Genomic DNA, 24629 nt, shown 5'->3' with positions numbered 1-24629 from the left:
TTTCTCCGTGCTTTACGCGTCTACTTGTCGGCTGACTTTACTTTCATAAGAGTCAGAATTCTGTTCGAAATGATAACGCCCAGTTTTCAAGCTACTAGGGCCTTTGCGAGCGAACTTGAGCATGAGGTAGACTTCGGCAATTAAAAACAAAGTGTACAAAGTCAAAATGGCAAACAAGGATGTCCAAATTTCTCCCGCTGTTAGCGCAGAAGCTGCAACATTCACTGGAAGGATTTCACCCACTGCCCACGGCTGACGACCAAATTCGGCGACGAACCATCCAGCTTCCACAGCAATCCAAGGAAGAGGAATACTGAGCAACGCAGCTTTAAGAACCCATGGCTTCTGCTCAATTTTTTGACGACATGTCTGAATAAACGCAGCACCAAACACAAGTAACATTACAACGCCACAAGCGACCATAATTCTAAACGACCAAAATAGTGGCCATACGGTTGGAATAGAGTCATCTGCGGCGGCTTGAATTTGTTCTTCGGAAGCATCCACCACATTTTCTGTGTAGCGCTTAAGTAACAGTCCATATCCTAAGTCACCTTTTACTTCATCAAAAGCGGACATATTTTCTTCAGACTTGTCACCTTCACGAAGCTTCTCTAAAAGGCCATAGGCATACATACCATTGCGGATGCGATCCACATGCTCATCTCTTAGATCGCGGAGACCTGTGACCTGTTCATCGATTGAACGGGTTGCGATAATACCCATTAAGTAAGGAATTTTTATCGCATAATCTGTGTTCATCGTTTCCTGATTCGGAACTCCGAACAAGGTAAATGAGGCTGGCGCAGGCTCTGTATGCCACTCAGCCTCGACCGCAGCCAGTTTCACTTTCTGTACTTCACCAAGCTCGTAGCCGGACTCATCGCCAAGAACAATAACCGAGATGACAGAAGCCATACCAAATGAAGCCGCGATAGCAAACGAGCGGCGTGCAAATGCGATATCACGACCTTTGAGTAGATAGTAGGCACTAATACCAAGTACAAACATGGCACCAGTGGTATAGCCAGACGCCACCGTATGAACGAACTTGACCTGAGCGACAGGGTTCAACACTACTTCGGCAAAGCTCACCATTTCCATGCGCATGGTTTCAAAATTAAATTCAGCTCCTACGGGATTTTGCATCCAACCATTTGCCACCAAAATCCAAAGTGCTGAGAAGTTTGAACCGAGTGCAACTAGCCAAGTCACTGCTAAGTGCTGTCGTTTAGTCAGTCTGTCCCAACCAAAGAAGAATAAACCAACGAAAGTGGATTCAAGAAAGAAAGCTACCAAAGCTTCAATGGCAAGCGGTGCACCAAAAATATCACCGACATAGTGGGAGTAATATGACCAGTTTGTACCAAACTGGAACTCCATAGTGAGGCCAGTCGCAACACCAAGCACAAAGTTAATACCAAAAAGCTTACCCCAGAACTTGGTCATGTCCTTGTAGATTTGCTTGTCCGTCATTACGTACAAGGATTCCATAATGGCTAAAAGGAACGCCATACCCAGAGTCAGTGGTACGAAGAGGAAGTGATACATCGCAGTAAGCGCAAACTGCAACCGCGACAGATCGACAACATCAATCATGTTTACTCCTATGTGTCACCTGATGACACTTTTTACATTAGTGCAGCAAAGTAACCATTGAAACGGAAGAAACAATGTTGCCAAGGTTGACCTATTGTTGCAAAAATGTACCATAACGGTTAGTTAATTGTTAAGCACAAGCTAATATAGCTTGTACTAATACTACTGCTAATAATGAGCTCTTTCAAAAGGTTTGTATTTGGGCTTCGCTTTGATTTCAATCAAGTTTTACTTGACATTCTTGATTAAAAAACCACCACTTTGATCTATATCAATAGTTTATACGAGCTTTTGTTAATTTGCGGTTATTTTGGAAGGGTAAGAGGCGTATACGAAGAACAACTGATTAACATCTTATAAGTTTAAGTTACTTTATTAATATTATAAATGTTTCATTATTGCGATCTGACTCACAAAAAATCAGAACCAGACAGATCATGTCTGGCTCTGAAAACTTATTTTTCAATCCCGAAATGTAAATACGCTCTGTCTGTAGCAATACGACCTCTTGGGGTTCTCTGCAAATACCCTTGCTGGATTAGGTAAGGTTCTAATACATCTTCAATGGTATCTTTTTCCTCACCAATGGCTGCAGCCATATTGTCTAAACCGACGGGTCCACCTGCAAATTTTTCCATAATAGCTAACAGCAGCTTTCTATCCATATAATCAAAGCCTTGCACGTCAACATCCAGCATATTTAAAGCCTTATCAGCAATATCTGCACAAATATGGCCATCTCCTTTCACTTCAGCATAATCACGAACTCGGCGCAGGAGACGATTGGCAATACGCGGGGTGCCTCGTGCTCGCCGAGCAACTTCAAGAGCACCTTCTTTTTCCATTGACAACCCTAAGCAGGCGGCACTGCGCTGGACGATGTGCTGCAGATCAGGAATTTTATAGTACTCAAGCCGCTGAGTAATGCCAAAGCGATCGCGCAGAGGTGAGGTAAGAGAGCCCGCTCTTGTTGTCGCTCCAATCAGAGTAAAAGGAGGCAAGTCAATTTTGATAGATCGCGCCGCTGGACCTTCACCAATCATGATATCCAGCTGATAATCTTCCATCGCCGGATACAATACTTCCTCAACCATTGGACTTAATCGATGAATTTCATCGATGAAGAGCACATCATTCTCCTCCAAGTTAGTCAATAGAGCAGCCAAGTCACCGGCTTTTTCAAGCACAGGTCCTGAGGTTGTACGTATATTAACGCCCATTTCGTTCGCTACAATATTGGCTAACGTCGTTTTTCCAAGCCCTGGAGGACCAAAGATAAGCAGATGGTCTAGTGCTTCTTGCCTGAGATTTGCTGCTTTAATAAAAATTTCCATTTGGTCACGAACATGGTCCTGACCTTGGTAATCTATAAGCTTTTTGGGGCGAATTGCTCTATCAATAACATCTTCATTTTTATAGGCATTGCTATCGGGGGCAATTAAACGATCAGCTTCAATCATTAACGGTTCCTAATCATGATCTAAACCATGGACTTCAGTGCTTCGCGTATCAGCTCTTCGCTACTCATGTCCTGAGTTTTCACTTGGGAGATAACCTTAGAAGCTTGAGTCGGTTTATAACCAAGTGCAAGCAAAGCACTCACTGCTTCTTCTTCAGCGTTGTTCACTTTGTTATGTTCAATCGCGTCTATTGGCGCCTCATCCGTGTAAGGAGTAAACAAGTCTCCGGCTCCCCACCCTTTGAGCCTGTCTTTCATCTCTACCACGAGTCGCTCAGCGGTTTTTTTACCAACGCCTGGCAATTTCACAAGCGTAGAGATGTCTTCGCGTTCAACCGTGGATACAAATTGACTTGCCGTCATCCCCGAGAGTATGCCCAATCCCAACTTGGGCCCAACACCATTCGCTTTTATGACTTCTCTAAACAAAGCGCGTTCTTTCACCGTATTGAATCCGTATAAAAGCTGCGCATCTTCACGAACCACAAAATGTGTATAAATAATTGCCTCTTCACCTACATGCGGTAATTCATAAAAGCAGCTCATCGGCATTTGAACTTCATAGCCAATACCATTGACCTCAATTAATAGCTCTGGGGGTTGTTTTTCCAGTAAAATTCCACGCAAACGTCCGATCACATTCAACACTCTTTATCGATGGATTTATGACAGAATAATAAAGAACTGGATGTTTATCCAGTTCTTTATTGTATGAATACTACGAAGTTAACGGTATCGCCCTCTTCGTGCACTGACTGCTTGCCCTGCTAGTGCAACCAGCGTCTTATTCGTATTGGCATGGCATATCGCCGCGCCAAGTGCATCTGCAGCATCGGATTGTGGTTTCGCAGGCAGTTTGAGAATGGACTGCACCATGTGCTGAACTTGATCTTTATCTGCTCCTCCAGTTCCCACTACCGCTTGCTTAATCAAACGAGCCGCATATTCATAGACTGGAAGTTCAGCATTGACAGCAGCCACTATTGCACTGCCTCTCGCTTGCCCTAACTTCAGCGCAGAATCAGCGTTTCTAGCCATGAAGACTTGTTCAATAGCAAACACATCAGGTTGGAATTGGGTAATGATTTCAGTGACACCAGCGTATATTTGTTTAAGACGGCCAGGCAAATCATTTTCTGAGGTACGGATACAGCCACTACCCAAATAATGTAGATGACGCCCTACTTGGCGGATTACACCATAACCTGTGACTCTGGAGCCAGGATCAATACCTAAGATAATCGACATAACATTAGCGAAGCCTATTCGTAAAAACACTCGGTATAGTAGCTCAGCAGAAAAACATTAGCGAGGCCCACTCTCATCGCTTGGTTAAAATGGCCAAACTCGCTCTAGGCGGCAAACTCACTTCAAGTACATCAACAGGTTTATCGTTTAGCTTTTCACCACTCCAATAGTCATGCCAATCTACCGCTATACGAGACGTCAAACACATAACTCGAATCGAGGAATCAAAATTAAACAGGCAATGCAGATCACTTTTATCATTCATTTTCAAATAGGCGTGATCAAGAGACAGAGACGAAAACCGCGCCGAATTTTGGTTATGCTTGTGACGCACAAAAAGGCGTGACAGCGTACTTTTGGCAAAATGGGATATGTGGTTGAGTGGATCTCCCGACATTAAAATACCGCCACAAGCCAGTAACACATTACGATGAAATTCAAGGTAGTGCGATTCTATGGCCTTATTAGACAAAGATATTAAAGTGGCGCAATCTGGATCAACTTGCCAAAGTTTTCTATGTTGCCAACTGCGGAAAAATGTCTCGCGGGCAATCTGAATAAATCGCTGACCATTACGCTCAACGTCATCTGACACTCGCATAGCATCAACCAGTCCTAATGACGGCCAAAAAGGAGCATTACAACCCAGCACTAGTGCACTACCTGCGCCTTGATTAATCGCACTCATACCCATGCGGTAGGCTTCTACTCCCGTAATCCCATTTTGTTCACGGGTACCTTTTAACGCTCCCCAAAATAACGCATCTAATTTAAAGAGCTCAATACCCCAATCTTTGCGCATGACCGTCATTATGTTGATGAGGTGCTCATGAACATCTGGATTAGTGGCATCCAAAATATACCAGGGCGTACAGCGCCAGCCACCATACGTCACTTCTTCAGCCTTAAGTGGCGATCCGTCTTGATGCGTAACCAACCAATCTTTGTGGTTACGAAAAATCTCCGACTCTTCTTGGACGATAAATGGAGCTAACCATATTGCCGTTTTTTTTCCACAACGCTTAATATCATGAGCTAATGGTTTTATACCGCGGGGAAACAAAGATGAAGGCATTAACCAGTCACCCATATATCTTTGGTATCCATCATCAATCATCACGTAATCCAGCGCTTCAAGACTTCCTGTCATCTGGTTAAGATTTGCAACTATTAGCTCTTGTGAGAGATTCTCATTGTAGGCATACCATGAACACCAGCCAATAGGTGATTGCTTTTTGGCTCCTAGTTTTGGAGCATGGTGAAGAGAAATAAAATGCGCATACTCAAAATAGAGTTGATTTAATGAGTCTCCTTGCAAAATAACCATTGATTCAAGTTGGTTGGATGACCAATCTTGTGGATACGTATCTTCACCATCTAAGCAAATTTTAACCCAATGTTGCTGCTCTACTTCGACTAATTCAAAATAACCAGAAAAGCGATAACAGGAGGTAAAACCGAACAAGGTATAACCTGACATTTCCTCCACCAACAGGTAATTGTAATAACGTTTGGCTGATGAAGAAGAATAAAGTCGGTAGGGGGCTGACTGCTCCGAATATCTACCTACATCCATGGGAGTTTCGATAGTTCCCGTCGTTTGGCTACACATTTGAAATCCGTCACCTAACAGCACGGCATTACGATCAAAGGCAAATTCAGTGATCGCCAACACGTATCCGCTACCAATTGGATCGTTGCTTAATCCTTGATACGCAAACTTTATCTCATTTCCTTTAAGTTCAGCCTGCAAGTTAATATCCCTCACTCGCAGACTAAGGCCGTTCTCCAAGGTGACTGAAAACGACATGTGGGATTCCCCATAAGTTTCCTATGCTTATCTATTGAAGTTAGGTTACTTCATTTTTCCTGTCTATTTTCTAGGGTAAACACTGGTGTTTTTCTTCAATAACATAGACTAAGCTGTTGCATGTATCACTTGTCTAGAACAATGTTAAGTTTGAGATAAAACATCGATTAGAAAAGTATTTACCCAAAGGATTCTGCATGAACAATAGTGGTGTGATAGATATACCGTGGTCGCTTCTTGCGCTGTTTTTTTCCACTCTCGCAATTCCTCTCTATATCAGTCGTCATTTCAACCTTAATATTGGACGAGATACTTTTACCAGCATTCTAAGAATGACCATTCAACTGTTATTAGTAGGCATTTATCTAGAGTATTTGTTTAAATTAAACAGTGTTTTAGTCAATATTACTTGGCTCATACTCATGACTTTAGTTGGGGCAAGTTCAATCATTAATAAGGCTAATCTCCCCTATAAAAGATTGATGTATCCTGTCACTACAAGTTTACTTTGTAGCTTACTTCCAATGTTAGCAGTACTATCCGTGCTGGTTATAAAACCAAAACCACTATTCAACGCTCAATACATAATTCCACTAGCTGGAATGTTACTTGGGAACTCGCTCAGCGGAAATATTGTGGCACTACAGAACCTGTTTACTTCCATCGATTCACGTTACAGCGAGTATGAAGCTGCAATAGCGTTAGGAGCTTCTTCAAAATTTGCAACGCAGTCCTTTGTTACTGAAGCAATCAGGAAATCACTGGCACCATCTTTAGCCACTATGGCCACAACTGGGTTAGTGACTCTGCCAGGTATGATGACAGGACAAATATTGGGAGGAGCGAGCCCTATTATAGCGATCAAATATCAGCTTCTGATCATGATCGCCATATTTGTGGCATTGTCGATATCTTTGAGCCTAACCCTCACTTTGACAATACATCATTGCATCAGCAAAGAGGGCAAAATATTGGTTATCCCTAAGCCTTAGTCATCGGTCTGATTGGTTATCCACAGAATCTGTGGATAACCATGTCATCGCTTTAAGGATAAGTGGGCTGTTGATGCAATAGGCGTACGCTATACAAGAGAATGGATAAATGCTGCCAAGCAATGGAAGAGGGTTGTTAATCTTTCAAATAAATCATCCAATACCACATGCCTACAAAAATCCCACCACCGATGATGTTCCCCAGAGTCACCGGTATTAAGTTGCTGGTCACAAAATTCATCAGGGTCAAATCTGCATAGTCAGATATATTTGCTCCTGTGATTTGCCAAAACTCTGCCGGCGCAAAGAACTTTATCCCAATCGCCATTGGAACTTGAAACATGTTCGCAATGCAATGCTCGAAACCCGCAGAGACAAACATGGCAACGGGTAAAATCATAACAACGATTTTATCAGTCAATGTTCGTCCACTAAATGTCATCCACACAGCAATACATACTAATACGTTACACATAATGCCGAGTGCAACGGCTGAAATAAAGTCATGATGTAATTTATGCTGTGAAATAGCCATGGCATTGAGTCCAACTTGTCCGTTGTCAAACATGTACTGCTTGGTGAGCAGCATACACGCGACCAAAAGTAACGCTCCAACAAGATTGCCACTGTATACTACTAACCAGTTTTTAATCAGCATTTTCCAACTAATTTTTCCACTGGCTCGCGCAACTAAAGTCAAAACAGAGCTGGTGAATAACTCTCCACCGGTCACAACAACAAGTATGAGGCCTAAGCTAAATGCTAGCCCACCAACAAACCTTGTCATTCCCCATGGTAGCTCTGCGGCCCCTGTGGTCACTATGGTATAAAATACAAACGCAATACCAATATGGATTCCAGCCGAGATAGCCAAGAGAAACGACTTAATGGGATCTTTGGTCACCTTACCGACACCAATTTCTGCTGCACGTTCTGCCATCTGTGGAGGTAACAAAGAATCAAAGTGGTTCAAGTTCATCATAAAGACATCTTTAAATATGTGGTTTTATGGCGGCGGATGATCACCGTTATTGAGGTGATTTTCAAGACCTAATTTTCATATTAACAAGCAAAAATATGACATTTGAGCCTATACACATACGCAAAATTAATATGATACCAATTAAGTATCAAAGCTATCGCTACTTTCCGTCGAAAAGCTGCCAATATTCAGCGATAGATAACATTTTTTTCCTCATTAGGTTGCCCAGTATCAGTACAAAGAATATGGTTGTTATGTTCCATTTTTACGGAGAGAACATTAATGAAATACACCACAGACAAAATTGCCGAACTCAATTTGTTACTCCAATTTGATCTCAGAAGTACAGCGACGGGCATTAAAGTCCACCAAGACGCAACAGACGAAATGCAAGCCGCTGTGGGCAGACTTTACAACAAAGGGTTATGTACTCTTCCCGATGGTGGGTATCTCACAGACGAAGGTATTGAAGTGGCGGAACATGCCGATAAAGTACTCAGAGTGCTCTCTAGTTAAGAAAGTCCATAAAAACTTAAAAAAACTACGGTTGATTCTTTGATAAATCTTTTAGATAGTTACTATGCCGCACCACAACAAAAGATGTGAAGAACTTGAAAAGCATATTAATTATCGGTGGTGGGTGGCTGGGAAAACCACTCGCTCACTACCTACAAACTATCGGCCACAAGGTAGCCGTTAGTCATACTACTGAAGTTGGGGTATCTAAAACAAATACTCCACAACTCAATGCCATACAGCTCGATCTGCAAAGTGACTTGTCTCATATCATAAAGACAATAGAAAGTACAGAGGCAAAGATTGTCATCGGCTGTTTTCCGCCTGGGTTTAGGAGCGGTAGTGGCGATGGCTATGCCATTAACTGGGATAAGCTCACCCAAGCATGTAAGGCTGCGAGTATAGAAAAAGTCATAATGGTAAGCTCAACCAGCGTTTACCCTAACATAGCAAAGCCTATGGTAGAGGATGACGCTTCCCTATCTAAAGCCATTGGGAGTATGGATTTTGATCACAAAGCCGTCGTGATGCTCCAAGCCGAGCAACACGTCATCGATTCAGGAATCAGCTATGGCATTGTGCGTTGCAGCGGCCTCGTTGGCCCAAATCGTCACCCTAGCCGGTTTATTAGCAAAATGAAGCAGGTTAGCTCAACCGCACCCGCCAATATGCTACATCTTACTGATGCTATCGGCGCGATCAGCTTTGTCACCGCGCTCCAACACAGCACAATAGTTAACGCGACGACACCAAACACAGTCAATAAAGCCGAGTTTTACCAAGCCGCACTCGATAGTGCTCAATCTGAAGAGACTTTACCGCCATTAGTCACTGACAACGATAAACAGATTCTCGCAGTTCACCTGCAAGAATTAGGATATAAATTCCACTATTGCCATACCTTAGAGCTTGTTTAAGTTGCTCTATTTTGTCGGCAGAAAATACATGTTTCGAAAAAATAGGGTGTATAAACACCCTATTTTTTGCTACGCACAAACATGCTACATCAATGGATAGCCACTTCCTTTTGACTTGGATACTTAAACTTAAGCTCATCTTTTCTCAAGTCAACTTTAACGGTACCACCATTTACTAGGGCACCGAATAGTAGCTCATTCGCTAGCGGTTTTTTAAGTTGCTCTTGAATAACACGCCCCATAGGTCTCGCTCCCATGGCTTTGTCGTAGCCTTTTATAGCTAACCAATGGCGAGCTTTATCGGATACTTCCAGTGAAACACCTCTAGCATCCAACTGTGCTTGAAGTTCAACTATGAACTTATCAACCACTTGATGAATGACCGTCTCATCTAGGCTATTGAACCAAATAACATTATCTAAACGGTTACGAAACTCAGGAGTGAACACCTTCTTGATTTCTGACATCGCATCATGGCTGTGATCTTGCTGAATTAAGCCAATCGATTTCTTAACCGTTTCCTGTACTCCCGCATTGGTTGTCATAACAAGAATAACATTGCGAAAATCAGCTTTGCGTCCGTTATTGTCTGTTAGAGTGCCGTTGTCCATCACTTGCAATAAGAGGTTAAAAATGTCGGGATGGGCTTTCTCTATCTCATCGAGCAATACCACTGAATGTGGATGTTTAATAACAGCATCTGTTAGCAAACCTCCTTGATCATAGCCAACATAACCTGGAGGTGCACCGATCAAACGGCTAACAGAATGTCGTTCACCATATTCAGACATATCGAAACGCAGCAATTCTATTCCCATTAGCTTAGACAGCTGAACCGTCACTTCTGTTTTACCAACACCCGTTGGACCTGCGAACAGGAACGAACCTACAGGTTTATTGTCTGCACCTAGGCCTGCACGAGTTAGTTTAATCGCCTCACTCAACACATCAATGGCATCATCTTGGCCAAAGACCAACATCTTCATCTTTTCATCAAGATTTTGCAGAATCTCTTTGTCAGAGGAAGATACCGACTTCTCTGGGATCCGTGCCATTTTGGCAACCATCGCTTCTATGTCAGCGACACCGACGGTTTTCTTACGGCGACTTGCTGGCGCAAGACGGTGGCGAGCGCCTGCTTCATCGATCACGTCAATAGCTTTATCCGGCAAATGACGTTCATTGATGTATTTTGCAGAAAGCTCAACGGCTGCACGAAGCGCCTTATTGGTGTAACGAACCTCGTGGTGCGCTTCATACTTGGATTTTAAACCCATTAAGATCTTTGTCGTGTCGTCTAGTGATGGCTCGACGATATCGATTTTCTGGAAGCGGCGAGAAAGTGCTCGCTCTTTGTCAAAAATATTACTGTATTCTTGATACGTGGTCGAACCAATACAACGTAACTTACCGCTGCTGAGCAAAGGTTTTATCAAGTTTGCAGCGTCAACCTGTCCACCAGACGCGGCTCCTGCACCGATTATGGTATGAATTTCATCAATGAAGAGTATTGCATCGTCTTCTTTCTCGAGCTGTTTCAAAATCGCTTTAAAACGCTTTTCAAAATCACCACGGTATTTGGTACCCGCAAGCAAAGAACCGATGTCTAAAGAATAAATGACACTCTTTTTGATGATATCAGGAACCAGACCTTCAACAATGCGCCACGCTAACCCTTCAGCAATGGCCGTTTTTCCTACTCCCGCTTCCCCAACAAATAAAGGGTTGTTCTTTCGACGACGGCACAGCACTTGTATTGTGCGTTCAAGCTCCTTGTCTCGACCGATGAGAGGGTCAATTTGCCCTTGCTTAGCAAGTAGGTTTAGGTTTGATGCGAAACTCTCCAAACGCTCTTCAGAGCCTGATTCTTCTGCACTATCATTGCTACTGAATGAATCAGAGGAAGATGAATCATCACTCGAGCTAGACGCTTTGGTAATACCATGAGAAATGAAGTTGACGATATCGAGACGGCTAATATCATTTTTTTTCATCAGGTATGCAGCGTGAGATTCTTGTTCACTAAAAATGGCAACGAGCACATTCGCACCAGTCACTTCACTGCGCCCAGATGACTGCACATGGAAAACCGCTCGTTGCAACACACGCTGAAAGCTTAGTGTAGGTTGAGTTTCTCGTGTTTCATCATTCTCTGGGATCAACGGGGTTGTTTGATCAATAAAGATATCCAGCTCATTTCTCAAAGCATCAATATCCGCCTGACACGCCAGTAGAGCCTCTCTGGCCGCATCATTTTCCAACAATGCTAGCAGGAGGTGCTCGACAGTCATGAACTCATGTCGTTTGTCTCTGGCGCGAGAGAATGCGCCGTTGAGACTCGACTCTAACTCTTTATTCAACATAAGTACCTCCTTTGCAGCAACTTAAATTGCTTAGTTAAGCTTTACACTTGCTCCATTGTACAAAGCAAGGGATGCTCGTTTTCCTGAGAATACATTGTAACTTGCGCTACTTTTGTTTCTGCGACTTCTGCAGTATACGTGCCACAAATCGCTTTACCCTCGTAATGCACCTTGAGCATAATTTGTGTCGCTTTGTCTATATCCATCGAAAAAAAACGCTCTAGAATTTCAATTACAAAGTCCATCGGTGTGTAATCGTCGTTATTCAAAACAACGTTGTACCTCGATGGTGGTGACACCTTGGTCTTTTCTAGCTCCAGTAAGTCCTGGTCTGGAGAAACCCATTCAAAATGCTTGCTCATGACACTTTACGTTTAAAACAACGTCCCTTATATACAATTTTAACACTTCAATGCGTTTAAAATTTAGATCTAGCTCCTATTAGTAAGGCTAAATTGAGCCAAGCAAATTTTGCCCTTACTTAGAGACTAATGCAGCAATTGTATCGCTGCAAATAAAAGATTTCTATCTAGCAAATTTATCTATCTAATTGATTAAAAAGAAACCAAAAACCAATATCTCTATTATAAAACACCCAATGCATAGTGAAAACAGTTGCAAGAACGCAAACGATAAAGGTGACTTGTTTACAAATATGCACAGTCCAAGAGGTTTTCTCTATTGACTGCTCCCAAGCATTGACTACATTGGTCAAATAGTGACTGGAAATTTAGCAGCGGCTGAATGATTATTCACTGATATGTTTACACACGGATTGTTCGTGTAATCACACAACTTCAGTAACAATATGCATGAGGGATGTATAGCATGGCTACAGGCACAGTAAAATGGTTTAACAATGCCAAAGGATTTGGTTTTATTTGTCCAGAAGGGGAAGATGGCGATGTATTCGCCCATTATTCCACAATAAAAATGGATGGGTATCGCACACTGAAAGCAGGCCAACAAGTAACGTTTGAAGTGGAGGAAGGCCCGAAAGGATACCATGCTAGCTCAGTGGTTCCTGTTGAAGCTCAAGCCATTAAATAATTCGCTGCTAGATTTCACTTACAGACACCTAGAGGTGTCAGAAATAAAAAACCGCCGATCAGTTCGGCGGTTTTTTTATTTAGAATAGCCAGCACTAACCATTGATGATGGCATTTAGTGTCGCACTTGGGCGCATAAGCTTTGAGGCTTTGTCAAACTCTGGCGCGTAGTAACCACCAAGGTCGCCTGGTACTCCTTGAACACCATTTAATTCCGCTACTATCTCACTTTCTTTTGAAGATAACGCTTGTGCTACAGGTGCAAATTCTTTCGCTAATTCAGCGTCAGATGTTTGCTCTGCGAGGGCTTGTGCCCAGTATGTTGCGAGATAATAATGGCTTCCACGGTTATCCAACTCACCCACTTTTCTCGACGGTGACTTATTTTGGTCAAGAAACTCGCCTGTCGCTTTATCCAGAGCATCTGCCAACACTTGAGCTTTAGCATTGCCTGTAACTGTACTTAAATGCTCCAGAGAAGCGGCTAGCGCTAAGAACTCACCCAGTGAGTCCCATCTTAGGTGATTCTCTTTCTCTACCTGTTGTACGTGCTTAGGAGCCGAGCCCCCAGCACCCGTTTCAAATAAACCACCACCGTTCATTAACGGCACAATAGACAACATCTTCGCCGAGGTACCCAACTCCAAAATTGGGAACAAATCTGTCAAATAGTCACGCAATACATTCCCAGTAACAGAAATAGTATCTAAGCCTTGTTTAATGCGTTCTAGAGAGAACTTACAAGCATCTAACGGCGCTAGTATTTTGATGTCCAGACCAGAGATATCATGCTGTGGCAGATATGAGTTGACCTTCTTAATCAACTGGGCGTCATGCGCTCGATTCTCATCTAACCAAAATACTGCTGGCGCACCTGTTGCGCGAGCTCGAGTCACGGCCAATTTCACCCAGTCTTGAATAGGCGCGTCCTTGACCTGACACATACGGAAAATATCACCTTCTTCAACCGCTTGCTCTAGTAGGACTGAGCCCGCCGTATCAACAACCCGCACGTTACCCGCCTGACCTAGAATAAACGTCTTATCATGTGAACCATACTCTTCGGCTTTTTGTGCCATCAAACCAACATTAGGTACACTGCCCATTGTCGTTGGATCGAAAGCGCCATTTTCCTTACAAAAATCAATAACCGCTTGGTAGATGCCAGCGTAGCTACGATCAGGGATCATTGCTTTAGTATCGCTTTGCTTACCATCAGGGCCCCACATTTGTCCTGAAGAACGCAGCATAGCAGGCATAGATGCATCGACAATAATATCGCTTGGCACATGCAAGTTAGTGATGCCTCTGTCTGAGTCGACCATGGCTAACGGCGGCTGGGTACGATATACATCTTGAATCGCCGCTTCAATTTCTGTTCTTTGATCTACGGGAAGTGACGTAATTTTGGCGTAGACGTCACCGATACCATTATTGACATCAACACCCAATTGCTCAAATACCTTACCGTATTTGGCAAACACATCTTTGTAATACACCTTAACCGCATGGCCAAAAATAACAGGATCAGAGACTTTCATCATGGTCGCTTTCATATGCAGCGAAAGCAGCACACCTTGCTGTTTGGCGTCAGCAATTTCGTTTTCAAAAAACTCAACAAGAGCTTTCTTATTCATCACAGAGCAATCAATAATTTCTTTGTCCTGCAGTGCAAAAGGGGCTTTAAGCTCTTTGATCGTACCATCGCTAGCAACAAACTCGATCTTAACCTGAGTTGCACCATTGACTGTATGTGACTTTTCACTGCCAAAAAAATCATTCGCGGACATGCTGGATACATGAGACTTGGAATCTTTTGACCAAGCTCCCATAGAATGTGGATTTTTTCTCGCGTAATTCTTAACCGATAATGGAGCTCGACGATCGGAGTTACCTTCACGAAGCACTGGGTTTACTGCGCTCCCCTTTATCTTGTCGTAGGTAGCCTGAATGTTTTTCTCTTCTTGCGTCTTTGGCTCTTCTGGGTAGTCAGGTAAATTGTACCCTTTCGATTGCAACTCTTTAATTGCCGCTTTTAACTGAGGAATAGAAGCAGAAATGTTTGGCAATTTTATGATGTTTGCTTGTGGTGTTTTAGCCAGATCACCAAGCTCAGCCAACGCATCACTAATACGCTGCTGCTCTGTTAAATACTCAGGGAAGTTTGCAAGAATACGCCCAGCAAGAGAGATATCACGAGTGTCAACTTCGATACCAGAAGAAGCCGTAAATGACTGAATAATAGGCAATAATGAATACGTTGCTAAAGCTGGAGCTTCATCTGTGATAGTGTAAATAATTGTAGGTTTTTCTGTAGGCATGAAATTTCCCTATCTGTTCTTGCAAAGCTCGTCACCAGACGGCTTTGGTTGATGTATCCGTAAACAAGCAAGCGATGACGTCACTCACTTATTAACGGCTTTGTTGTCTCTTTTGTCTTTTCCTTACGTCTCTTTTTAGCGTAAGATCCGTGAGAACAGTACGTTATGATTAAACAAAATCGGCACAATAGTCTATTGTTTTGTGGTTCCAATCCTGTTTTCGGGCGCGCTTATGATAGCTTAAAACCATTAGGTTTAAAATTTCCACCCACACTTCATTCACAATTTTGCAAGGTAGTTAACATGTCATCACGCTCGCAACGTGAGTCTTCTAAAACCTCTCATTGTTCACGCAAGCCAAGTTTTAAACGCGCTGAAAGCCGTGAACAGTCAAAATCGTATTCTCGGTCACCAAAGCGTCAATCCAAAAGTAACAAAAGTCGTGTAACTTCTGAAAATCGTACGCTTATCTTATTTAACAAGCCTTATGATACTCTTAGCCAATTTACCGATGGTCAAGGTAGAAAAACACTTGCCGACTATGTTTCGGTCAAAGATGTTTATGCTGCAGGCCGATTAGATCGCGACAGCGAAGGGTTAATGGTGCTGACAAATGATGGCCTATTGCAAGCCAAACTTACCCAACCCAACTCTAAATCACCCAAGACATACTGGGTTCAAGTTGACGGAAAACCCGAAGAAGAAGATCTAGAAAAACTGCGTCATGGCGTAGTACTAAAAGATGGCCCAACACTTCCAGCAGAGGTAAGAATCATCCCTGAACCCGATATCTGGCTACGTAATCCACCGGTGCGCTATCGAGCAAATATTCCTACAACTTGGTTAGCCATTACCATTATAGAAGGCCGAAATCGCCAAGTAAGAAGAATGACAGCTCACATCGGCTACCCTACGTTGCGCCTAATTCGCTGCTCTATTGGACAATTTGAGCTGGGAGAACTTCAGCCAGGAGAGTGGAAGACGCTTACCCTGTAAAAAAGCGCTTCAATCATGAAGCGCCTTTTACTGAATGGCTATTGACCAGCTGTTTAGCTACACAAATTAGCTCTCAATGCTCTCTTTGGCTGCCGTCACTGCGATCGCCAACTCTTCAAGTGCTGCTGGGTTTGCCACACTTGGAGCATCCGTTAACAGACAAGCCGCTGCCGTTGTCTTTGGAAATGCAATCACATCACGGATATTTTCGGTGCCACACAAAAGCATAACCAAACGGTCAAGACCAAAGGCTAGGCCTGCATGTGGTGGCGTGCCAAATTTAAGCGCATCGAGTAAGAAGCCAAACTTTTTCTTTTGTTCATCCGCTTCAATACCCAATATATCAAATACCGCAGCCTGCATTTCGGCGTTATGGATACGAACTGATCCTCCCCCCACCTCATAGCCGTTGATCACCATGTCATAAGCATTTGAGTTGGCTGATGCAGGATTCGCTTTCAGTTCTTGTGCACTAATACCCAAAGGAGAAGTAAATGGGTGATGCATGGCATGTAGATTACCCTCATCATCTTCTTCAAACATAGGGAAATCAACAACCCATAGTGGTGCCCATGCTGACTCATCCGTCAATTCTAAGTCTTTACCCAACTTGAGTCGCAGTGCTCCCAATGCTTCTGAAACTACATTGGCTCTATCTGCACCAAATAGGATAATGTCACCGGATTGAGCTTGAGTACGCTCTAAGATACCTTCAATCACGTCTTCGTTTAAGAATTTAGCCACTGGTGACTGAATACCGTCTAGCCCCCCAGCACGGTCATTAACTTTCATCCACGCAAGACCTTTAGCTCCGTAGATTCCAACAAATTCGGCATAACCATCGATCTGCTTGCGAGTAAGAGAAGCACCACCTGGTACACAAATTACGGCAACTCGACCTTTCTCATCATTGGCTGGACCGGAGAATACTTTGAAATCAACATCTTTGACTAGGTCAGCAACATCAACTAATTCCAATGGATTACGTAGATCTGGTTTATCAGAACCAAAACGGCGTATTGCCTCAGAAAAAGGCATCACTGGGAATGAACCTAAGTCCACGTCAAGCAGCTCTTGCCACATATTGCGAACCATTTTTTCTGTTGTGGCTCTGACCTCATCGGCCGTCATGAATGAGGTTTCAATATCAATTTGAGTAAACTCTGGCTGACGATCTGCACGCAAGTCTTCATCGCGAAAGCACTTGACGATTTGATAGTAGCGGTCAAAGCCTGACATCATGAGAAGCTGTTTAAATAGCTGCGGAGATTGTGGCAGCGCATAGAAGCTGCCTTTGTGCACACGACTTGGCACCAAATAATCTCGAGCGCCTTCTGGTGTCGCCTTGGTGAGCACTGGCGTTTCTATATCAAGAAAACCATTTTCATCAAGGAATCGACGCACAAAACTGGATGCTTTGGCACGTAGCTTAATCCGATCACTCATTTCTGGGCGACGTAGGTCTAAGTAGCGATATTTAAGGCGCTGCTCTTCAGTATTTTTTTGATTGAAGTCCAATGGAAGAACATCCGATCGATTGATGATCTCTAGGCCTTTGGCCAATATCTCAACTTCTCCAGTTGCCATATCTTGGTTGATCTGACTGTCTGGACGAAGTCGCACTTCCCCAGAAAGCTTGATACAAAATTCATTACGAAGCGAATTGGCCACTTCATACGCATCAGCCATGTCTGGATCGATGACTACCTGAACAATGCCTTCACGATCTCGCATATCAATGAAAATAAGTCCACCTAAGTCGCGGCGACGATTAACCCAACCGCAAAGCTCTACCGTTTGTCCTGCGAGGGACTTGTTCAAGTGACCACAGTAATGGGTACGCATAATGAATTTCCCAATCTCTTTTAGTATGTTAATTACTTTCCATCGGTGCTAAGTTTACCGATAATGCAAAGCTCCATTTATACGCTGAAAGTGTTTCAAGATCGACAACTCAACGCACAACTTATTGCGATTTATACTCTATTGATGCTTTTTAAACCAATAAAGGGCTAAAACAATAGCAATACAAAATTTGGCGCAGATTATAGCCTTATTCTGAGTGATTGAGCAAAACTCTCATCCATCAATATTGAAATGGCAACTACGATGATTTACCCAATCAGGTTTGGCCTCACTATGTGGTCTCACAATAATTGGCAACAAACTTTTTATGGCAGTGGTACAAAGAGCCATGAACGACTCGAAAAATACGCCAGTGTCTTTCACACCGTTGAGGGAAACACAACCTTTTATGCCACACCCAGCACCTCGACAGTGAAAAATTGGCTGGCGTCAACACATGACAAATTCCGCTTCACATTCAAGTTACCCAAAAGTATCACGCATCAACACATGCTGCGAGGCTGCCAGGCTGAGTTGAATAGCTTTATGTCCGTCTTAGCTCCCCTCCACCACCGTATCGGTTTATGGACTATCCAGTTGCCCGCTATTTTTGGCCCGGAACACGTTGACCAGCTTAAACAGTTTTGTGCTTTATTTCCCAAAGACTTTCCGATAGGCGTTGAAGTTCGCCATCCCGCGTTCTTCTCGAAAGGTAATGCAGAGCGTGACCTAAATGCTTGGCTTATCGAGAAAAAGTATGATCGAATTATCATGGATAGCCGGCCTATTTTTGCTGCAAGGCCCGACACTGAAGCCATTATCGACGCCCAACAAAAAAAGCCCAAGGTACCCGTTCATGCCATTGCGACTGCGCAAAATCCTATGGTGAGATTCATTGGTCATCCGCTAGAAAATAAAAACTATGATTTGTTCACTCCGTGGCTATCAAAACTGCCTGAATGGATTAAGCAGGGAAGACAGCCTTATGTCATGATTCATACCGCAGATAATATTGTTGCTCCTGAATTAGCAGCAAGCCTATACCGACAACTACAATCGAACATAAAGCTTCCTGATCTCAATACGTTTCCAGCGTCAAAAGGCAGTACACAAATCCAAATGTTTTAGTGCCGCCCATTGACCAATTTAAGTACCACTCATCAATAACCAACCAGTTCAATACATGACAGACGCTCAAAAATCACATAAAATGTACCGCTTTTAAATTTGTATTACTGCATGGTAGAAAAACCCGACGTTGAGAGAAGCTGTTATGAACCCCAAGAGTCACCCTGACACCATTTTTTCTGCACCTATCGACAAAATTGGGGACTTTACTTTCGATGAGCGTGTAGCAGAAGTATTTCCCGATATGATTCAACGCTCGGTACCCGGCTACAGTAACATTATTTCTGCAATCGGTATGCTTGCAGAGCGCTTTGTAAAAGCTCACTCAAATATCTATGACTTAGGCTGTTCTCTCGGCGCAGCGACTCTTTCGATGCGCCGACATATCACCCATGAAGGCTGCAAAATTATTGCTGTCGATAACTCTTCAGCCATGGTGGAGCGTTGTAAACTCCATATCAATGCTTATCGTAGCAACACCCCAGTTGATGTCGTAGAGGCAGACATTCGCGATATAGAAATCGATAATGCGTCAGTTGTGGTGCTTAACTTCACGCTTCAATTCCTTTCGCCAAAAGATCGCTATGCTCTATTGGAAAAGATATATAAAGGCTTGCGTCCTGGTGGCATTTTAATTGTTTCAGAAAAGTTTGTCTTCGAGGACAGTATGTCCAACGAGTTACTTATCGATTTACATCATGACTTTAAGCGAGCGAACGGCTATAGCGAACTAGAAATTAGCCAAAAGCGCAGTGCGATAGAAAATGTGATGCGTCCAGACTCTAAAAAGGCACACAAAGAACGTTTCGCACAAATTGGCTTTAGTAGCTTTGATGTTTGGTTTCAATGCTTTAACTTCGGTTCAATGTTTGCAATCAAATAGACAGGAGCACTGCACTCCTCGTGCTCCATTGACCAATATAAATTCCAACTCCACTATCAGTGAAAAACTATGTTTAACTTTGCCAATTTTTATCAGTTAATCGCAACCGATACTCGCCTTCAACCTTGGCTTAATGTGTTACCTCAGCAGCTCACAGATTGGCAGAACGCTGAACATGGTGACTTTGAGCGCTGGCTCAAAGCCTTAAGCAAAATTCCCGCAGGTGCTCCTGATAACCTTGAGCTAAAAAGTTCGGTAATGTTATCCAACCACACACCGCTTGCCTCTGGTGAACTCAAGAAGCTGGAAAGTTTGCTGCGTACCTTCCATCCTTGGCGCAAAGGTCCATATCATTTACATGGCATTCATATTGATACGGAATGGCGAAGCGATTGGAAATGGGATCGAGTGTTACCCCATATAACCTCCCTGAAAAACCGCAATGTTCTCGATGTTGGCTGTGGCAATGGCTATCACATGTGGCGCATGCTAGGAGAAGGTGCTCGTCTGTGCGTTGGCATTGATCCATCTCACTTGTTTTTAATCCAGTTTGAAGCGATTCGTAAGCTCATGGGCGACCATCAAGGTGCTCATCTTTTGCCTCTTGGAATCGAGCAACTGCCAAAATTGGAAGCCTTTGATACTGTATTTAGTATGGGAGTCCTCTATCATCGCCGCTCACCGCTTGACCATTTGATGCAGTTAAAAGATCAATTGGTTCCGGGTGGAGAGCTGGTACTAGAAACACTGGTCATTGAGGGCGATGAAACTTCGGTTCTTGTGCCTTTCAAACGTTATGCGCAAATGCGTAATGTGTACTTCTTTCCTTCGGCAAAAGCCCTTAAAGTATGGCTTGAGCAAGTCGGTTTTGAGTGCGTCTCAATTGTGGATGAAAATATCACAACCACAGACGAACAACGAACTACAGATTGGATGACGCATAATTCATTGCCAGACTACTTAGACCCCACAAATCCTACCAAGACGATAGAAGGGTACCCCGCCCCTCGCCGTGCTACCCTTATCGCGAAAAAACCAAACTAAGACAATTTTTGACAGACTCCTAACCTTTAGGGTCTGTCCTCCCCTTAATCTAGAAGCCAAAAAGATTTAGAATCCTCGTATCAATACGAGACTTCCTAATATGAGAAACTACAATATTCGCATTGTGGCCTTTTCTCAATTGGGCACACTTCAATCTACTGTTGGGATTTTCAATGTTAACCAAATTGGCTCCGGTCATCGCAATTACCTTAATTTCTGGCTGTACCCTCACCAACAGCGAGCAATATCACAAAGAAACACTATCGGCTATTCAAACTTCCGAAACCAATACAATACAAAGGTTTGATCAGATAGAAGCACAGATAGCAGATAGAGATGCTCAAATTACCACTCTGACAACAAGAATCGATTCGTTAAGCATTGAGTTGCAAAAATATAGGCAACAAACACTTCGTCAAGTGGGTAAAACTCGTTCAGAGATGATAAGGTCCGAGCCAATCAAGAGCCAACCGCATTCTAGAGAAACCTTAACGCTTGGTGAAATTGAAAAAGTCGCCATAGATTCTGTCGTTGCACAAAAGTTTGATGCTCGAATAGACACTGGGTCAGAAACTTCATCATTAAATGCCGTTGATATAGAAGAATTTGAACGTGACGGCAAAAATTGGATTCGCTTTCATTTATCCGATGGCACTACCCCATTGGATGAAAGTAATTGGATCGAGGCACCGATCGTTCGTTTCGTCAAGATACGTCAAGCGACAAATTGTCAATTAGAACGACGTCCAGTTGTCGAATTATGGGTTAGACTGGGCAAGATTCACGAAAAGACACTGTTTACTTTGGCAGATCGCTCCCAAATGATCCATCCTGTGTTACTAGGTCGGGATTTTATCCGAGACATTGCAGTGGTGGATGTAAGTAAAAAATACATTCAAACGGAAATTGAACAAAAACAATAAGGTAGTATATGACGTCTAAAGCCCCCTTTTACATATCTGTCGCACTACTCATAATCGCAGGTATCGCGCTAAGCCTCTTTCGCCACCAAACATATGGCGTCCCTTGGACCCCTGGTGAAACCCGTCAGATATGGGATATTGAGGCTCGTGTCGAGTTTAACGCTCAGTCTAAGCCAGTCAAAGCTTCTTTAGCGATTCCTCATACACAGGATGGCTTTACTCTGATTAATGAGTCATCCTCATCATCAGGCTATGGCGTATCCTATGTCAAATCTGAATTAGGTCGCCGAGCAGAATGGTCAATCCGAAACGCTGACGGTGCTCAGACGATTTATTACAAGGCTCAATTTCTGGTTGATCCTCAAGCTAAAGTAAAGCCGCAGGTGCCCGCTAAAAAAATTACCGTACCCACTTTTGACGGTCCAACAGAGGCCGCCGCAATATCGATCATTGAGCGTGCAAATAAAAGTTCAGCAGATGACATCACTTTTGCGCGAGAACTGATTAAAATACTCAACGACTCTGATAGCCAAAATGCCGGACTTCTGCTTAACAAAATGTCCAAGGTTTCTGCCGTTGATAAAATCCTCGCCTATGCAAAAATACCCAGTAAAATTGTTGGTGTCATTGAGTTGGAGGATGGCCGGAGACGTCAGACTATAGATTTGATGAACCAAGTGTGGGACGGTAGTAAATGGGTGCTTTTTAATCCTAAAAATGCGACCCAAAATATAGACAAAAATATCTTAGTTTGGGATGAATCTAACGTTTCTTTGCTCGACATTGTAGGAGGCCAAAACAGTCAGGTTCATTTTTCTATGATTGCCCAAGATGTTTCGCCCAAGCAAGCAACTTTAGATAAAGTTGAAGCTGATGGCTTACTCAATTTTTCTATACACAGCCTTCCTCTTGAAGAACAAGCCATGTTTAAAACCATTATGCTTATTCCGATTGGGGCTCTGATTGTTGTCTTCTTGCGCGTGATTGTCGGCCTCAAAACATCAGGCACCTTTATGCCAGTTCTGATTGCCGTTGCTTTCGTACAAACCCAGTTACTTACCGGGATTGTCGGCTTCTTGCTTATTGTAGGAACCGGTTTAATTATCCGAAGTTACCTTTCTAGGCTCAACTTACTGCTGGTTGCCAGAATATCTGCCGTAATTATAACGGTAATTATGATCATATCTTTGTTTACTGTTGTCGCATTTAAGATTGGGCTAACAGAAGGTTTATCGATCACATTCTTCCCAATGATTATTTTGTCATGGACTATCGAACGTATGTCAATTCTTTGGGAAGAAGAAGGTGCTAAGGAAGTGGTCCTTCAAGGTGGTGGCTCGCTGGCAACCGCAGTACTTGTCTATCTTGCAATGACAAACACCTATATTCAACATCTGACCTTTAATTTCATCGGCCTTCAGCTAATCGTATTAGCAGGTATATTGCTACTCGGCACCTACACTGGATATCGTTTGACTGAACTGAAACGCTTTAAGCCATTGGCGGAGGACTAAGCTATGCTGTCACGATTCACTTCGCAGTTTACTTCGCCAAGTAAGCTTCGCCATAAGGGTATTATGGGCATGAATCAGCGTAACCATAGCTATATTGGTCGCTACAATGATAGGTCCAAATATCCCTTGGTCGATGATAAACTTAAAACCAAAATCATCGCTCAGCAGCACGGTGCGACGACTCCAGAGCTGATAGGCGTGATTGGTAGTCAAGCTGAGGTAAAAAACATCCACAGCATGGTTAAAGATTGGCCGGGTTTTGTTATCAAGCCAGCTCAAGGAAGTGGTGGCAAAGGTATTTTAGTTGTGACCTCTCACGACAATGGCGTTTATACCAAACCGTCAGGAGCTACCATTAACAAGGAAGATGTCGAAAGACACATAAGTAATGCCTTAGCGGGCCTATTCTCTCTGGGCGGTAAAAACGACGTCGCGGTTGTCGAGAACTTGATTAAATTCGATGATTGTTTCAATGGTTTTAGCTATGAAGGCGTCCCTGATGTACGCATTATCGTGTTCAAAGGTTACCCAGTAATGGCGATGATGCGATGCTCAACTGCAGCCTCTGATGGCAAAGCAAACCTTCACCAAGGTGCAGTTGGTGTCGGTATTGATATCGCTACAGGTAAGGCCATTAGAGCCGTTCAATTTGATCATCCAGTCACTCATCACCCAGATACCAACAAAGATCTATCAACTCTTCAGGTACCACATTGGGAGCGTCTGTTAATTCTTGCATCCAGTGCTTGGGAGATGACTGGACTTGGCTATATGGGCACCGATATGGTACTCGACAAAGAAGAAGGCCCCATGGTGTTAGAACTGAATGCAAGGCCAGGGCTCGCAATTCAAATCGCGAATGGTGCTGGATTGCTGCCCAGGTTGCATCATATAGAAAGCTTAGGTACACCGAGGATCTATCCAACCGTTGAAGAAAGAGTGGCCTATGCGGCCAAACAATTTGGTACCGTCGCACAGTTCTAAATCGGTACAATAAACTCGATAAAAAAAGCTGCTCTTATTCAGAGCAGCTTTTTTAA

21 protein-coding genes are annotated in these 24629 nt (G+C 43.3%); 11 read left to right on the top strand and 10 right to left on the bottom strand.

What is annotated here, in order from left to right; translation table 11 throughout:
* Nucleotides 1–12: 12 nt before the first annotated feature.
* The 5 genes from cydA to QQK21_RS07635 form a co-directional block, all read right to left on the bottom strand.
* Nucleotides 13–1599 (bottom strand): cytochrome ubiquinol oxidase subunit I, encoded by a 1587-nt coding sequence (cydA, locus tag QQK21_RS07655; protein ID WP_284191607.1) that lies wholly within the window; start codon nt 1597–1599, stop codon nt 13–15.
* A gap of 455 nt (nt 1600–2054) precedes the next feature.
* Nucleotides 2055–3059 (bottom strand): Holliday junction branch migration DNA helicase RuvB, encoded by a 1005-nt coding sequence (gene ruvB / locus QQK21_RS07650; RefSeq protein ID WP_284191606.1) that lies wholly within the window; start codon nt 3057–3059, stop codon nt 2055–2057.
* A 20-nt stretch (nt 3060–3079) separates the two neighbouring features.
* Entirely contained in the window at nt 3080–3697 is a 618-nt protein-coding gene (ruvA, locus tag QQK21_RS07645) for a Holliday junction branch migration protein RuvA (protein ID WP_284191605.1), read from the bottom strand.
* An 87-nt stretch (nt 3698–3784) separates the two neighbouring features.
* Entirely contained in the window at nt 3785–4306 is a 522-nt protein-coding gene (ruvC, locus tag QQK21_RS07640; protein WP_284191604.1) for a crossover junction endodeoxyribonuclease RuvC, read from the bottom strand.
* A 73-nt stretch (nt 4307–4379) separates the two neighbouring features.
* Nucleotides 4380–6116 (bottom strand): glycoside hydrolase family 36 protein, encoded by a 1737-nt coding sequence (locus QQK21_RS07635; protein WP_284191603.1) that lies wholly within the window; start codon nt 6114–6116, stop codon nt 4380–4382.
* Between the two features lie 197 nt (nt 6117–6313).
* On the opposite strand from QQK21_RS07635, the gene QQK21_RS07630 reads away from it, so the two are divergent.
* Nucleotides 6314–7108 (top strand): ABC transporter permease, encoded by a 795-nt coding sequence (locus QQK21_RS07630; protein WP_284191602.1) that lies wholly within the window; start codon nt 6314–6316, stop codon nt 7106–7108.
* Nucleotides 7109–7244: 136 nt separating this feature from the next.
* On the opposite strand, the gene focA is transcribed toward QQK21_RS07630, so the two are convergent.
* Nucleotides 7245–8087 carry a formate transporter FocA gene (focA, locus tag QQK21_RS07625; RefSeq protein WP_284191667.1) on the bottom strand — a complete coding sequence of 281 codons (843 nt, stop codon included), beginning with the start codon at nt 8085–8087 and terminating at the stop codon, nt 7245–7247.
* 285 nt (nt 8088–8372) lie between these two features.
* Between focA and QQK21_RS07620 the strand changes: the two genes are divergently transcribed.
* Both QQK21_RS07620 and QQK21_RS07615 read left to right on the top strand, forming a co-directional pair.
* The gene (locus tag QQK21_RS07620) at nt 8373–8606 is read left to right on the top strand and encodes a TIGR02647 family protein (protein WP_284191601.1); all 234 of its coding nucleotides are present in this window, start codon (nt 8373–8375) and stop codon (nt 8604–8606) included.
* A gap of 95 nt (nt 8607–8701) precedes the next feature.
* On the top strand, nt 8702–9523 hold the full coding sequence (locus QQK21_RS07615; protein WP_284191600.1) for an NAD-dependent epimerase/dehydratase family protein: 822 nt from the start codon (nt 8702–8704) through the stop codon (nt 9521–9523).
* Nucleotides 9524–9612: 89 nt separating this feature from the next.
* Here QQK21_RS07615 and clpA read toward each other — a convergent pair whose 3' ends face one another.
* Nucleotides 9613–11886 (bottom strand): ATP-dependent Clp protease ATP-binding subunit ClpA, encoded by a 2274-nt coding sequence (gene clpA / locus QQK21_RS07610; RefSeq protein ID WP_284191599.1) that lies wholly within the window; start codon nt 11884–11886, stop codon nt 9613–9615.
* Between the two features lie 41 nt (nt 11887–11927).
* Nucleotides 11928–12248 (bottom strand): ATP-dependent Clp protease adapter ClpS, encoded by a 321-nt coding sequence (gene clpS / locus QQK21_RS07605; RefSeq protein WP_284191598.1) that lies wholly within the window; start codon nt 12246–12248, stop codon nt 11928–11930.
* A gap of 466 nt (nt 12249–12714) precedes the next feature.
* Between clpS and cspD the strand changes: the two genes are divergently transcribed.
* Nucleotides 12715–12936 (top strand): cold shock domain-containing protein CspD, encoded by a 222-nt coding sequence (gene cspD, locus QQK21_RS07600; RefSeq protein ID WP_006962882.1) that lies wholly within the window; start codon nt 12715–12717, stop codon nt 12934–12936.
* Nucleotides 12937–13030: 94 nt separating this feature from the next.
* Here cspD and QQK21_RS07595 read toward each other — a convergent pair whose 3' ends face one another.
* Complete coding sequence (locus tag QQK21_RS07595) at nt 13031–15256, bottom strand: NADP-dependent isocitrate dehydrogenase (protein WP_284191597.1); 2226 nt, start codon at nt 15254–15256, stop codon at nt 13031–13033.
* A gap of 303 nt (nt 15257–15559) precedes the next feature.
* Between QQK21_RS07595 and QQK21_RS07590 the strand changes: the two genes are divergently transcribed.
* Entirely contained in the window at nt 15560–16252 is a 693-nt protein-coding gene (locus tag QQK21_RS07590; RefSeq protein ID WP_284191596.1) for a pseudouridine synthase, read from the top strand.
* Between the two features lie 66 nt (nt 16253–16318).
* Here the strand turns inward: QQK21_RS07590 and aspS are convergent, their stop codons facing one another.
* The gene (gene aspS / locus QQK21_RS07585; protein ID WP_284191595.1) at nt 16319–18097 is read right to left on the bottom strand and encodes an aspartate--tRNA ligase; all 1779 of its coding nucleotides are present in this window, start codon (nt 18095–18097) and stop codon (nt 16319–16321) included.
* Between the two features lie 264 nt (nt 18098–18361).
* On the opposite strand from aspS, the gene QQK21_RS07580 reads away from it, so the two are divergent.
* From QQK21_RS07580 to QQK21_RS07555, 6 genes are all read left to right on the top strand, one after another.
* Complete coding sequence (locus QQK21_RS07580; RefSeq protein WP_284191594.1) at nt 18362–19225, top strand: DUF72 domain-containing protein; 864 nt, start codon at nt 18362–18364, stop codon at nt 19223–19225.
* A 145-nt stretch (nt 19226–19370) separates the two neighbouring features.
* The gene (gene cmoA, locus QQK21_RS07575; protein WP_284191593.1) at nt 19371–20108 is read left to right on the top strand and encodes a carboxy-S-adenosyl-L-methionine synthase CmoA; all 738 of its coding nucleotides are present in this window, start codon (nt 19371–19373) and stop codon (nt 20106–20108) included.
* A 69-nt stretch (nt 20109–20177) separates the two neighbouring features.
* Nucleotides 20178–21152 (top strand): tRNA 5-methoxyuridine(34)/uridine 5-oxyacetic acid(34) synthase CmoB, encoded by a 975-nt coding sequence (gene cmoB / locus QQK21_RS07570; protein WP_284191592.1) that lies wholly within the window; start codon nt 20178–20180, stop codon nt 21150–21152.
* 173 nt (nt 21153–21325) lie between these two features.
* Entirely contained in the window at nt 21326–22075 is a 750-nt protein-coding gene (locus tag QQK21_RS07565) for a putative ATP-dependent zinc protease (protein ID WP_284191591.1), read from the top strand.
* A gap of 8 nt (nt 22076–22083) precedes the next feature.
* Nucleotides 22084–23589 (top strand): inactive transglutaminase family protein, encoded by a 1506-nt coding sequence (locus QQK21_RS07560; protein WP_284191590.1) that lies wholly within the window; start codon nt 22084–22086, stop codon nt 23587–23589.
* Nucleotides 23590–23592: 3 nt separating this feature from the next.
* Nucleotides 23593–24573 carry an alpha-L-glutamate ligase-like protein gene (locus QQK21_RS07555; protein ID WP_284191589.1) on the top strand — a complete coding sequence of 327 codons (981 nt, stop codon included), beginning with the start codon at nt 23593–23595 and terminating at the stop codon, nt 24571–24573.
* Nucleotides 24574–24629 lie beyond the last annotated feature (56 nt).

Origin of the sequence: Vibrio zhanjiangensis, from assembly GCF_030161235.1 — a bacterium.
GTDB classification, from domain to species: Bacteria; Pseudomonadota; Gammaproteobacteria; order Enterobacterales; family Vibrionaceae; genus Vibrio; species Vibrio zhanjiangensis.
Note: the sequence above shows the minus strand (reverse complement) of the source record. Positions and strands in the feature narration are given on the sequence as shown.